Source organism: Pseudoalteromonas sp. 2CM36K (genome assembly GCF_023161865.1).
GTDB classification, from domain to species: Bacteria; Pseudomonadota; Gammaproteobacteria; order Enterobacterales; family Alteromonadaceae; genus Pseudoalteromonas; species Pseudoalteromonas tetraodonis.
Genome location: NZ_JALNTK010000004.1, coordinates 103,384 through 117,319, shown reverse-complemented (window position 1 = coordinate 117,319; position 13,936 = coordinate 103,384). Strand labels below are relative to the sequence as shown.

General features: G+C 41.2%; 11 protein-coding genes. 7 read left to right on the top strand and 4 right to left on the bottom strand.

The window, feature by feature from the left end; genetic code table 11:
• Positions 1–9 precede the first annotated feature (9 nt).
• Positions 10–894: an NAD(+) kinase gene (gene nadK / locus MTN97_RS03735; RefSeq protein WP_076922469.1), complete on the bottom strand. Its 885-nt coding sequence runs from the start codon at positions 892–894 to the stop codon at positions 10–12.
• A gap of 167 nt (positions 895–1,061) precedes the next feature.
• Between nadK and MTN97_RS03730 the strand changes: the two genes are divergently transcribed.
• Both MTN97_RS03730 and grpE read left to right on the top strand, forming a co-directional pair.
• Positions 1,062–2,027: an HrcA family transcriptional regulator gene (locus MTN97_RS03730; protein WP_248473715.1), complete on the top strand. Its 966-nt coding sequence runs from the start codon at positions 1,062–1,064 to the stop codon at positions 2,025–2,027.
• 58 nt (positions 2,028–2,085) lie between these two features.
• Positions 2,086–2,697, top strand: a complete 612-nt coding sequence (gene grpE, locus MTN97_RS03725; RefSeq protein WP_013465165.1) for a nucleotide exchange factor GrpE — start codon at positions 2,086–2,088, stop codon at positions 2,695–2,697.
• A gap of 27 nt (positions 2,698–2,724) precedes the next feature.
• Here the strand turns inward: grpE and MTN97_RS03720 are convergent, their stop codons facing one another.
• Positions 2,725–3,924 (bottom strand): Bcr/CflA family efflux MFS transporter, encoded by a 1,200-nt coding sequence (locus MTN97_RS03720; protein ID WP_013465163.1) that lies wholly within the window; start codon positions 3,922–3,924, stop codon positions 2,725–2,727.
• Between the two features lie 170 nt (positions 3,925–4,094).
• On the opposite strand from MTN97_RS03720, the gene MTN97_RS03715 reads away from it, so the two are divergent.
• Entirely contained in the window at positions 4,095–4,892 is a 798-nt protein-coding gene (locus MTN97_RS03715; protein WP_248473714.1) for a M48 family metallopeptidase, read from the top strand.
• Between the two features lie 77 nt (positions 4,893–4,969).
• Here the strand turns inward: MTN97_RS03715 and MTN97_RS03710 are convergent, their stop codons facing one another.
• The gene (locus tag MTN97_RS03710) at positions 4,970–5,758 is read right to left on the bottom strand and encodes a nucleoside-binding outer membrane protein (RefSeq protein ID WP_024602952.1); all 789 of its coding nucleotides are present in this window, start codon (positions 5,756–5,758) and stop codon (positions 4,970–4,972) included.
• A gap of 118 nt (positions 5,759–5,876) precedes the next feature.
• Complete coding sequence (locus tag MTN97_RS03705; RefSeq protein ID WP_013465160.1) at positions 5,877–7,190, bottom strand: Na+/H+ antiporter NhaC family protein; 1,314 nt, start codon at positions 7,188–7,190, stop codon at positions 5,877–5,879.
• A 665-nt stretch (positions 7,191–7,855) separates the two neighbouring features.
• Here MTN97_RS03705 and dapB point away from each other — a divergent pair.
• From dapB to greA, 4 genes are all read left to right on the top strand, one after another.
• Complete coding sequence (gene dapB / locus MTN97_RS03700) at positions 7,856–8,653, top strand: 4-hydroxy-tetrahydrodipicolinate reductase (protein ID WP_008463955.1); 798 nt, start codon at positions 7,856–7,858, stop codon at positions 8,651–8,653.
• Positions 8,654–9,015: 362 nt separating this feature from the next.
• Positions 9,016–10,152 carry a glutamine-hydrolyzing carbamoyl-phosphate synthase small subunit gene (carA, locus tag MTN97_RS03695; protein WP_248473713.1) on the top strand — a complete coding sequence of 379 codons (1,137 nt, stop codon included), beginning with the start codon at positions 9,016–9,018 and terminating at the stop codon, positions 10,150–10,152.
• 16 nt (positions 10,153–10,168) lie between these two features.
• Complete coding sequence (carB, locus tag MTN97_RS03690) at positions 10,169–13,387, top strand: carbamoyl-phosphate synthase large subunit (protein ID WP_248473712.1); 3,219 nt, start codon at positions 10,169–10,171, stop codon at positions 13,385–13,387.
• Between the two features lie 50 nt (positions 13,388–13,437).
• A complete protein-coding gene (gene greA / locus MTN97_RS03685; RefSeq protein WP_010388635.1) occupies positions 13,438–13,914 on the top strand; it encodes a transcription elongation factor GreA in 477 nt (158 codons plus the stop codon).
• Positions 13,915–13,936 lie beyond the last annotated feature (22 nt).

Below are 13,936 nucleotides of genomic sequence, written 5' to 3'. Positions count from 1 at the left end.
GCAATAAAATTAGTATAACCGGCTACCCCAATTTAGCTTTTTACGTAGCACATTATAATAAGAATAATTTTTTGGGTGGATTAAGCGTAATTTTCTATCTGCTTTGCGAATAACGACCTCATCACCGGGTAATACGGCAAGTACAACATGGCTGTCGCAACTTACCTGTAAGCTATCGGTATTTTCTAAACTAAGCTTTAAACGTACTTCGTTATCGGCATCTACCACTAAAGGGCGACTTGATAAAGTATGTGGAAACATCGGAACCAGTGACATTGCATTAAGCTCTGGTGTTAAAATAGGCCCACCGCCCGATAAAGAGTATGCCGTTGAGCCTGTTGGAGTCGACACAATCAAACCGTCGGAGCGTTGAGAAAATACAAAGTCATCGTTTATAAAGGCTTCAAACTCAATCATATGTGCTACTTTATCAGCATGAAGCACTGCTTCGTTTACTGCAGAATTAGCGCTTTTAAGTTCGTTATGACGATACACTTCAACTTCTAATAAAAAACGTTTTTCTTCAATGTAATCGCCGCTGAGTACCTGTTCTAAGCTACCCTCAAACCCTTCTGGATTTAAATCGGTTAAAAAGCCTAAATTACCTCTATTTACACCAATTACGGCTATATCAAAGCGAGCAAGCACCCGTGCAGCACCCAGCATATTGCCATCGCCTCCAACCACAATCGCCAAGTCGGCACGCTCGCCTAAATCAACGAGCTTTACGAGTTTGTCGCTCGGTACATCACTAAGTTGACTCCCTGTACGTTTTTCAACAATCACCTCAAAGCCTAAAGCTAATAAAAACGTATGTAATCGTTGTAAAGTAGCGGCAGCATTAGGATGATTTGGCTTACCAATCAAGCCGATAGTGTTAAAGGGAGAGTCCATAATAAATACACTGAGAGTTCTAATATTTGTAGAGTAACCTAAAACAGAAGTGTTTGAAAACACAGATCTTAATAATAACCAGCGGATTTAATTAATTCACTGTAAAATTTAGATTTATTGTATTTTTTATACTTGAAATAATAATACTTAGCCCCGATATAACAGCTATGCGTAAAGATGTAGATAACATGAAACTAAACCCACGAGATCAGCAAATATTTGCCGCTGTTATGAGTATGTACTGTAATGGCGATGGCTTACCTGTGCCGTCAACAAAAATTGCAAAGCAAAAAGGTATGGCGGTATGCTCTGCCACTGTGCGTAACGCGATGGCGCGCCTTGAAAAAATAGGCTTGTTGTATTCACCACATACATCGGCTGGCCGAGTGCCAACCAATGATGGGTTTGACTATTGGTTTGATGAGTTTTTTACGCTCAATGATATTGCTAATTATTGGCAGCCTGAGCAGGCTGAGTTAGTTGAATTGGCACATGGCTTGAGTCAACGTTACCAAGTATGCTGTTGTGTGGGGCTACCTCAAGTTAGAACTCAACAGGTATTTAGAGTAGAAGTACTCGACTTTGACGCTAATAACTGGCTTGTATTGTTATTAGATAGAGCAGGCCAGAGCCACAATATTTGCATTAATAAGCCTCACGATCCTAGTGATAACCAACGATACGAGTTTGCAACTTGGCTTAATACGGTTTTTAGCCAACAATCTTTAATTGAAGGGCTTTATCGAATGCAGGCAATGGCGAATACGGCACCGCGCAATTGTCATGACTCTTTAACTCAATGGACGCGTGAACTAAGCCAAAAATTAGGTTCAGATAACAGTATTGTGGTGGGCGAAAACTACCTTTATAAAAAAATAGATTGTGAGCAAAGTCTTAATATTGGTGTTTCATTTTTAAATTTTGTGGAAGATAAGCTCGCATTTAAAAACGGGGTCTCTATTCTCAGTGCTGAAAACTTACCTTTTAGCACCTGTGATGATCTCATTGTGATCACTGTGCCGTACTTTCAAAATCAGGAATATCAAAGTCGTTTTTGTGTTATTTGTCCGAAATCAGCGCAATTAGAGAAAATAATCCAAGAATTTAAATTATTAGAGCCATCGGGCTCTTGAATCTTTTTATTCAATCCCCATAATTACCGCAGTTGTAAAGAATTGGAGCGTATATTTTATGTCTGAGCAGACACAAAACCCAGAGCAAGAAGTAGAATTGAACGAAGAAGTGGCGCAAATGGAAGCCGACGTTGAGGCTGCAGTAGAAGCAGCAGAACAACACGCCGAGCAAGAGCAAAGCCCTGAAGCAGAAATTGCAATGTTATATGCTGAGTTAGAAGCGGCAAAACAAACTATTGCAGATCAGAAAGATAGCGTCGTTCGCGCTGCTGCTGACGTTGACAATATGCGTCGTCGTGCTGCACAAGATGTTGAGAAAGCACACAAATTTGCACTTGAAAAGTTTGCTAATGAATTACTCCCTGTTATAGATAACTTAGAGCGTGCTATTGAGTTCTCTGATAAAGAAAATGAAACGCTTAAGCCTTTGTTAGAAGGTATTGATATGACAGTAAAAAGCTTTAACGATGCAGTGGCTAAATTTGGCGTTGAAATTGTAAACCCACAAGGTGAGCAGTTTAACCCAGATTTTCATCAAGCAATGTCGATTCAGCCAAGTAATGATGTGACGCCTAATACTGTGTTAGCAGTAATGCAAAAAGGTTACACATTAAACGGTCGTTTATTACGTCCTGCAATGGTTATGGTATCAAAAGCAGCTGATGCTTAATTAAGTATACAATTAAAAAATGCCTCATTATGAGGCATTTTTTTTGTCTTTAAAATAATGAACTAACTGCACTAGGATAGTGAGTACAACTGCGCTGAACATTAAACTTGAAAATGGAACTGCACTTTGTGCATGCATTACCGCTAATATAGGGCCTACTAATGCGCCACTACCAAAACGTAAGGTGCCAATAACCGCCGTTGCAGTCCCTGTATTTTGCTCAAATTTCATCAAAATCAATGAATCTGCGTTACTTGCTATTATACCTAGGCTCATCATCAACGGAGCAATAGCCGCAACAATAAAGTAAAGTGACAAGTTTAATACGCTAAAGCTAAGTAATGCTGCGCCAGAGATAAAGCCACACATTAAGCCATAATAAAGCATTTTGCGTGAGCCAATACGTGGCACTACGCGAGTATTTAAAAAATTACCAAACATCAACGCCATTACATTAAAAGCGAATAACAGGCCAAACAATTGTTCTGATACTTTAAATAGGTCGAGGTAAATATAAGGGACGGACGTTAAAAAGCAAAAAAAGCCAAACGACACAAACATCGAGCTTAAAATATCGGCGCGGGCGTGCGTATTACTTAATACCACTTTATAACTTGAGAAGAATAATGCTAATCCTTTTCGCTCATTTTTAAATATTGGAATATCGATTAAGTAACGTTGCACAAAAAGTAAAATAACAAAGCTATAGGTCGCTAAAACAATAAAAATAGTCGACCATACCGAAAAGCCTAAAATAACCGAGCCGATAGAGGGGGCAAGTAACGGCGCTATCATCATAATCATAGACACGTACGACATACCCTTAGCAGTATTTTTTTGATATATGTGTCTAATAATTCCTGGAACTACAACCGTAGCTGCCGCCCCTGTAAATGCCTGTACTGCTCTTAACAGCCAAAAAGTATGCACTTCAGTGGTAAATGCTAAAGCGAGTGAACTCAAGCCAAATAAACTGAGCCCTATTCGTGCCAGTTTACGCCTGCCAATTTGATCGGCTATGGGGCCAAAAAATAACATTCCCAATGCATAACCTGCTAAATAGATACTCAACGAGATTTGAACATTTGGCATGCTAGTATTGAGATCGTTGGCAATTACCAGCATAGCCGGTAAGTACATATCGATGGCTAAAGGCGTGATTGCTACAATACTGGCTAATAAAGGCAATAAAATACGGGTATTAAAAGAAGAAGCCGAAGCGCTCATTTAAAAACTCAAAACAACGAATATAGGTTGGGCAGTATAGCAGGGCAATGGCGTTGGATAAACTTAGTTTGCCTGCTAACTTAATTGTTTAATCGCAAAAAGCAAAGATTTTAAACTAACACTGCGTTTGCTATTCTATACTCAGTAACAAACTTTTTTAGGGCATTATAATGAAGAAATTGGTTTTGGCAGTACTTGCCAGTGCAGTATTAGTAGGTTGTAAAACATCACCAACTGGGCGCACGCAAATTGCGTTTTACTCAGATCAGCAAATGACTCAAATGGGCACTGCCAGTTTTGCAGAGATAAAAAAAACGCAGCCGATAAATAAAGACCCAAAAGTAAACAGTTACGTCAATTGCATTGCTGAAAAAGTAGTGGCCGTGCTTCCTACAGAATATGCATCTCAAAATTGGGAAGTGGTGGTATTTGAAGATGAATCTGCAAACGCCTTTGCATTGCCTGGCGGTTATATTGGTGTACATACGGGGCTCTTAAAAATAGCCACAAATCAAGATCAGGTTGCCACTGTTTTGGGCCATGAAGTTGGACACGTGATTGCTGAGCATTCAAATGAACGGGTCTCACAAAGTTCTATTTTACAAACGGGTATGCAGCTGGGCAATGCGGCGCTTGAAATGGGTAACGTGCAATACCGTAATGAAATTATGCAAGGCCTTGGTTTAGGCGCTCAATATGGTGTGGTTTTACCCTTTAGTCGCTCACATGAGTCAGAGGCAGATACAATTGGTTTAGATCTTATGGCGCAAGCAGGGTTTAACCCTAAAGAGTCTGTAACGCTTTGGCAAAATATGAGCCAAGCGGGCAGTGGAGCTACGCCAGAGTTTTTATCAACTCACCCAGCACCAACGAGCCGTATTGCAAATTTACAATCGCAAATGAGTAAAGCGCTTAGCGAGCAAAAAACAGCTAAAGCACAAGGTAAAAATCCGCAGTGTAGGTTGTGATTTAAATAGTCGTTAGACAATTAAAAAAGCCTGTAGATTTAAACTGACAGGCTTTTCAATTATCATGTTACTAGAACCTAGAACGTCCACTCTAAATGAACTTGCGGCACGGATTCGCTAACATCAGTACCAAATTTATTGTGCCAGTATTGCCATTCCATACCTAACAGTAAGGTATTTTCTTTCATTTCTAGCGCATGTCCCATATCCCATACAATAATAGGTTGGGCTAAAAACCAAGCACGCACATCGTTACCAAACTCATCTTTTCGTTCAGCAATGTACTCTGCATGTCCTTTTACGTTAAACTTTTGCGAGCCAATCATGAACGGGTAATCAAAGGCTACATCAAACATCCAGCTGTTAGTTTCAATGGGTGCACCGCCTTTTGCAACGCCTTCGCTATCATCAATGTATGCACTGATAAGGGTTGAAAAGAAATTAAAACCAGGCACATCCCAGCTTAATTTTACGCCTGGTAAATATTTAACTACTTTGGCATCGCCTGCAGCATTAATACCCATGGTTAGGCCAACATCAACAAGCGCCCCTGACGCTACTTTTTCGTCCATTACCGCAGATAAGCTAAGCGTAGAGTAACCTTCAAAGTAAAAGTCTTGATCTTGAAAGCCATCATCGTTGCTGTCGGTACTGTAATCAATAAAGAAAAAGTTATCACCATAATCATGCCCAGAAGCATGCTCAATTGAGTACACCGTGGTATTAGATTTTTGTTCAGTAAATGGGTTTTTGTGGTTGCCGTTATTAATATGAAGCGCCGTATTGCTCCAATTAGCAGCGGTAGCTGTTGAACTTAATGCACACGCACTTAGTGCAACGAGAGGAAGTAAGTTTTTAATTTTCATAGCCATATTTTATGTGACACGCTTAATATCACATTATAGCAAACACGGTTAATTTGTTAATTATTTATTGTGATAAACAGTGCATTAGCACGCAGCTAATACACTGTAAAAAGGGAGATTATGCTTTATTGCGGCGCAAACAAATAACAGCAATAGCAGTAAAGGCTAAAATAAAGCAGTAGTAAGATGAGGTTGAAACATCCCACGGGCTAATTTTAAATGTAGCACCGAGTAATAATGCTTGCGCGCCATAAGGCAAAGACCCTTGGGTTACACAGGCAAAAATATCTAATAAACTGGCAGAGCGTTTACCACTAATTTCGCCATCATCAGCCAGTTTTTTAGCAATAGGGCCTGTCACAATAATAGACACGGTATTATTGGCAATACACATATTACTGGTGACAACTAATGCCGCGATCCCTAACTGATCGGCTACTTTACGGTGCCATTTAGCAATGACTTTAGTAATAGCTTGAATTTTTTGAGCGATGTAGTCGAGGCCGCCATTAATACGAATAAACTCAGAGAGGCCACCAATAAACATAGACAGTAAAAATATTTCCTGCATTTCACTAAAGCCTTTGTAAATATCTTTTACAAAGCTTGCACCTTCATAGCTGCCGGTAAAGCCCATTAATGCGGCAAACACAATACCGCTTAACAGCACAACAAACACATTAAAGCCCATTACCGCCAGGACTAAAATAAAGGCATACGGAAGTACTAATAAAATATCGTAGTCTTTGGTATCAACTACTTGTGCTGCAGGCGTTAAAAATAATAGCAATGCAATAGTGAGTATGGCGGCCGGAACTGCAATTTTAAGGTTTTCTTTAAACTTATCTTTCATTTCACAGCCTTGCGTACGCGTAGCAGCAATCGTGGTGTCAGAAATTATTGATAAGTTATCACCAAACATAGCGCCAGATACAATGGTACCGGCCATTAAAGCAGGATCAATTCCTGTTTTAATAGATACTGCATAGGCAATTGGGCCAATAGCACCAATAGTTCCCATTGATGTGCCCATAGCAGTAGAAATAACCGCCGCTATTAAAAACAAACCAGGTAGTAGTAACGAAGGGGGAATAAGTGAAAGTCCGGCATTAACAACCGCATCTACACCGCCGGTAGCACCAGCAACCGCCGAAAAAGCACCCGCTAGTAAGTAAATAAGACACATGGTAATAATATTGTTATTACCTACGCCCTTTATAAAGGTTTCTACGCTTTGGTTGATGCTGGTTTTATTTAAAATAAAGGCTAAAACAATCGCGGGTAAAATAGCGACTGGTGCTGGGAGTTGATAAAACGCGTAATCAACCCCTTGAGATTGTAAATATAAGCCTGAGCCTAAAAAAATAGCAACAAAGGTGAGTAGGGGAAGCAAAGAAAATCTTGCTTTATTTTTATCAAATGATGGCTGCATCATAATCCTCGTTAATTATTCATAGCAATCGAAGTCGATTGATATATTAAACAGCCAAAGCATCCCTCTTTTAGCTGAATTTAGTTGTTTGTTTTACTATCTAACCAGATAAGTAATCCAACAGCGCCCGCAAGCCAAAGACCAAATCGGCGCAAAAAAAAGAAGTTTAAATGTATAGATGGCTAAATGCAAAGGCTATCTGTTATTATTATGAGGGTCTGTTGATCTTTCAAGGTTAAATTTGCAGCAGTCTGTTTGGTATTTAGGCAAGGCAGAGCCTATGTGGTGTGGTATTCCCCATAAATAGGCGATAACGCAGCATCAATGCCAAACAGGCGCTGCCCGAAGGGTTCTGCCTAGGAGCGATTTACTCTTTGTTGCCTACATGGATGTAGATAAGGGGCGTGAGCAGGACGCGGAAGCTTTGCTCGGTTTTACTTATTCTTACATGGATGTAAGCCAGTAGAATAACGCAGGAGCAGTTATCGAGCCCACTAGGTTACAAACCTCGCGCCACGATTAAACCGCTCCTAGTTTAAACAAATTTTAATCCGCAAAGGTCAACAGACCCTAAAATAATCGAAGCTTTTTTATAAGCTTTCCTGACTATTACATGAGTTTTAGATAAAATCTAGCTAACTAAAAAATACATAGGTTGTAAAAAGATGAATCGAGTAGGTGTGTTTGGTGCGAATGGCCGTATGGGACTGGCACTTGTTGAAGCAGCAACAATCAATAAAAATTCACAATTAGCGGCGGCCTATGTGCGCAGTCAGTCACCGTTATTAGACCTGCCAGTTAATCAGCTTAATAGCGCAGCGGCAAAAGAGATTAAGTTTAGCAGTGAACAGCAGGTTGAAAATGTAGATGTGCTTATAGACTTTACTTTGCCTGAAGGCATGAGAAATCATTTAAAAACAGCCGTTGAGCAAAAAACACCTATGGTAATTGGCACCACCGGCTTAACTCATGACGATATGGCGCTATTAACAGATGCCGCTAAACATATCCCGATCGTATTTGCGCGTAATTATAGCGTGGGCGTAAATTTACTGCTTAACTTAGTGCAAACAGCAGCGACAAAATTAGGCGATGATTTAGATATTGAAATTTTTGAAGCGCATCATCGCCATAAAATCGATGCGCCATCGGGTACAGCATTAGCTATTGGCGAGTCGATTGCACAGGCTAAAGGGTGGGATCATGATGAGGTTGCTGTTTATGATCGTAACAATATAGAGCAGGCCAAATCACAAAATGAAATTGGCTATTCGGTGCTAAGAGGCGGCGATATAGTAGGTGAACACACGGCCTACTTCGCTACAATGGGCGAAAGACTTGAATTAACCCATAAAGCAAGTTCTCGAATGACCTTCGCCCTAGGTGCTATAAGAGCTGCGCAGTGGTTGAAAAATAAACCAGCAGGACTTTATGATATGCAAGATGTGCTAGATTTAAAGTAGTTAAGTTCCTTTTTTAACGCTTTGAGGTGGTTTTTTGTTATAACCACTTATTTATTGCAATTTACTAATTAGCGTTAGACCTAAAAGCCAACTTCATGTAGAATGCAGCCAATTTGCCAAAAATTACTAAATGCGTGTTTCCAATTATACTCATATGGTTAGCAAAACCGGGGTTTGTGTGGGAATAAAAAGAGTTTTAGGCAAGAAAAATGAATGAAGGTTTAGTGGTTTACATCGGCATCATTTAAGACTGCGTAAAACAATTTAAGCTCACAGAAATCAGGTTTTGACCAATTATTTGGGTATTGGCGGGGTGTTAAGCAATTTGTTTACTCCCGTTTTTTACTGTTAGGAGGTTTAACTTGACTAAATCCGCTCTGTTAGTCCTAGAAGACGGCACAGTGTTTCGCGGTACTGCAATCGGCGCTGACGGCATGTCAGTCGGTGAAGTAGTATTCAATACGTCTATGACTGGTTATCAAGAAATTTTGACTGATCCATCGTACGCGGAACAAATCGTAACTTTGACGTACCCACATATCGGTAATACGGGTACCAACAGCGAAGACGAAGAAGCGAGTCACATTTGGGCTAAAGGCCTAGTGATCCGTGATTTGCCACTGCTAGCAAGTAATTTTCGTAACGAGCAATCGTTAGATGATTACTTAAAAGAACGTAATATTTTAGGTATTGCGGACATCGACACCAGAAAACTAACCCGTATTTTGCGTGACGAAGGCGCACAAAATGGCTGTATTGTTGCTGGTGACGAACTAGACGAGAAAAAAGCGCTCGAAGCCGCGCAAGCCTTCCCAGGCTTAAAAGGTATGGATTTAGCAAAAGTTGTCTCAACCAAGGAAAATTTTGAGTGGCGCGAATCAAGCTGGACATTAGGCGAGGGGTTTAAAACCTTACACGCTGATGATGAAAAGTTTCATGTTGTTGCCTACGACTTCGGTGTTAAACGTAACATTTTACGTATGCTTGTTGATCGTGGTTGTAAACTGACCGTTGTCCCAGCACAAACCTCTGCCGCTGACGTACTAGCCTTAAACCCAGATGGTATTTTCTTATCAAACGGCCCTGGCGATCCTGAGCCATGTACTTATGCCATTGATGCAATTAAAACCTTTTTAGAAACCGACACGCCAATTTTTGGTATTTGTTTAGGGCATCAACTACTAGCACTTGCCTCAGGTGCTAAAACAGTAAAAATGAAGTTTGGCCACCATGGTGGTAACCACCCAGTTAAAGATCTTGACCGCGATGTTGTAATGATCACTGCACAAAACCACGGTTTTGCTGCAGATGAAGCCACATTACCAGATAACTTACGTGCTACGCACAAATCGTTATTTGACGGTACATTACAAGGTATTCACCGTACAGATAAACCAGCGTTTAGCTTCCAAGGTCATCCTGAAGCAAGTCCTGGTCCGCACGATGCAGCCCCATTATTTGACCACTTCATCGACTTGATGCAAGCGCGTAACCACTAATTTAACCGGAGTAATAATGCCAAAACGTACCGATATAAAAAGCATTCTTATCTTAGGCGCAGGCCCAATTGTAATTGGTCAAGCTTGTGAATTTGACTACTCTGGTGCTCAAGCGTGTAAAGCACTAAGAGAAGAAGGCTATAGAGTTATATTAGTTAACTCAAACCCTGCAACTATCATGACTGACCCAGAAATGGCCGATGCAACATACATCGAACCAATTCACTGGGAAGTGGTAGAAAAAATCATTGAAAAAGAAAAGCCAGATGCTGTCCTGCCTACAATGGGTGGCCAAACAGCATTAAACTGTGCGCTTGATTTAGACAAGCACGGTGTATTGGCAAAGCATGGTGTTGAGCTTATTGGCGCAACGGCGGATGCAATCGATAAAGCAGAAAACCGTGAGCGTTTTGATGTTGCTATGCGTAACATCGGCCTTGAATGTCCACGTGCTGAAATTGCCCATTCAATGGATGAAGCTCGCGATACTATGAGCCGTATCGGCTTACCGTGTATTATTCGTCCTTCTTTCACAATGGGCGGCACCGGTGGCGGTGTGGCTTACAACATGGAAGAGTTTGAAGAAATCTGTGAGCGCGGTTTAGATCTTTCTCCAACCAGCGAGTTATTAATTGATGAATCGTTAATTGGTTGGAAAGAATACGAAATGGAAGTTGTTCGTGACAAAAAAGACAACTGCATCATCGTTTGTTCTATTGAAAACTTTGACCCAATGGGTGTGCACACAGGTGACTCAATCACGGTTGCGCCAGCACAAACATTAACCGACAAAGAATACCAAATCATGCGTAATGCCTCTATGGCCGTATTGCGTGAAATTGGTGTTGAAACCGGCGGTTCAAACGTACAATTTGGTGTAAACCCCGTTGATGGCCGTATGGTTATCATTGAAATGAACCCGCGTGTATCACGTTCATCAGCGCTTGCATCTAAAGCAACGGGTTTCCCAATTGCTAAAATTGCAGCAAAATTGGCTGTAGGTTACACACTTGATGAGCTTCAAAACGATATTACTGGCGGTAAAACACCAGCATCGTTTGAACCTTCAATCGATTACGTGGTAACAAAAATTCCTCGCTTTAACTTTGAAAAATTTGCCGGTGCAAACGACCGTTTAACGACGCAAATGAAATCAGTAGGCGAAGTAATGGCGATTGGTCGTAACCAACAAGAGTCATTACAAAAAGCATTACGTGGTTTAGAAGTAGGCGCAACGGGCTTTAACCCAATTGTGGCGCTTGACGACCCGAAAGCAAAAGAAAAAATCATTCGTGAATTACGTGAGCCAGGTGCAGAGCGTATTTGGTACATTGCCGATGCAATGCGCCATGGTATGAGCGTTAAAGATGTATTTGAATTAACTAAGATTGACCCTTGGTACTTAGTACAAATTGAAGACATCCTAAAAGATGAAGCTAAAATTTCAGAAGTCGGTATGGCCGGCTTAAATGCAGACTTCTTGCGTAAACTTAAACGCAAAGGCTTTGCAGATCCCCGTATTGCAGAAATTGCTGGTGTGTCAGAAGCTGAAATTCGTAAAAAGCGCCATCAACTCAATATTGTACCTGTGTACAAACGCGTTGATACGTGCGCCGCAGAATTTAGCTCAGACACTGCTTATATGTACTCATCTTACGATGAAGAATGTGAAGCGAACGCATCTGACCGTGATAAAATCATGGTAATTGGTGGCGGTCCTAACCGTATCGGCCAAGGTATTGAATTTGACTACTGTTGTGTTCATGCTGCGCTTGCGCTTCGCGAAGACGGCTACGAAACCATCATGGTTAACTGTAACCCTGAAACGGTTTCTACCGATTACGACACATCTGATCGTTTATACTTTGAGCCAATTACGCTTGAAGACGTACTAGAAATTGTACGTGTTGAAAAGCCAAAAGGCGTTATCGTTCAGTACGGTGGTCAAACACCACTTAAACTAGCGCGTGAGCTTGAAGCTAACGGTGTGCCTGTAATTGGTACTTCACCTGATGCCATTGACCGTGCAGAAGACCGTGAGCGTTTCCAACAACTTGTTGAGCGTTTGGATTTACTGCAGCCAGAAAATGCGACGGTTACCTCTACTGAAGAAGCACTACTTAAATCAGTTGAAATTGGTTTCCCACTGGTAGTGCGTCCTTCGTACGTATTAGGTGGTCGTGCGATGGAAATTGTATACGATGAGCAAGACTTACGTCGTTACATGACCGAAGCGGTATCTGCATCAAATGAAGCGCCAGTATTACTAGACCGTTTCTTAGATAACGCGATAGAAGTTGACGTTGACGCAATTTGCGACGGCGAGCAAGTGATTATTGGCGGTATCATGGAGCATATTGAACAAGCGGGCGTTCACTCTGGTGACTCAGCATGTTCATTACCAGCTCACTCGCTAACGCAAGAAGTGCAAGATGTGATGCGTAAGCAAGTAACTGATATGGCCCTTGAGCTTGGCGTAGTGGGTTTGATGAATACACAGTTTGCGGTTAAAGATGGCAAAGTATATTTAATCGAAGTAAACCCGCGTGCAGCACGTACAGTTCCATTTGTATCTAAAGCAACGGGTGTAGCACTTGCAAAAGTAGCGGCACGTTGTATGGCGGGTCAATCTTTAGCAAGCCAAGGCATTACTAAAGAAGTGATTCCACCTTACTACAGCGTAAAAGAAGTGGTATTGCCATTTGCTAAGTTCCAAGGTGTGGATCCTATCCGTGGCCCAGAAATGCGCTCTACGGGTGAAGTAATGGGTGTTGGTGATACTTTCGCCGAAGCGTTCGCAAAAGCACAATTAGGTGCAAGCAACACTTTACCACGTGGTGGTCGCGCGTTACTATCTGTACGTAATAGCGATAAGCCACGTATTGTAGAACTAGCTAAAACCATGACAGACCTTGGTTTTGAGCTAGATGCAACAGGTGGAACAGCTGCTGCACTTGAAGATGCTGGAATTACGGTTCGCCGTGTAAATAAAGTATATGAAGGTCGTCCGCACATTCTTGATAGAATCAAAAATGGCGAGTATAGCTATATCGTTAATACCACCGAAGGTCGCCAAGCGATTGAAGATTCGAAGGTGTTACGTCGTGGTGCATTGCAGCACAAAACCAATTATACTACGACATTGAATGCGGCATTTGCTAACTGTACTGCTAACCAAGCAGATGACCGCAGTAAAGTGACGTCTGTTCAAGAACTACACCTGCGATTGAACTAAGGAAATGTGCCAAGGCCGTAACCACGGCCTTGGGATTAAGTGAGAAAAGTATGCAATCAATTCCAATGACAGTTCGTGGCGCAAAATTATTGCGCGATGAACTTAACGAATTAAAAACTGTTACCCGTCCAAAAATTGTATCTGATATTGCTGATGCACGTGAACACGGTGACTTAAAAGAAAATGCTGAGTATCACGCTGCGCGTGAGCAACAGGGTTTTTGTGAAGGCCGTATTCAAGAAATTGAAGCAAAACTTTCAAACATGCAGATGATTGACGTAACAAAGATGCCTAATACAGGTAAAGTGATTTTTGGGACTACGGTAACCATCGTTAATGTTGAAACCGACGCTGAAGTTAAATATCAGATTGTTGGCGATGATGAAGCAGATATTAAAAGTAATTTAATCTCTGTTAATTCACCAATTGCTCGCGGCTTAATTGGTAAACAAGCGGATGACGCTGTGATTATCAAAACGCCAAAAGGCGATGTAGAGTACGAAATCATTGAGGTTGAGTATATTTAATTAGTTAACTCACTTTAACGTT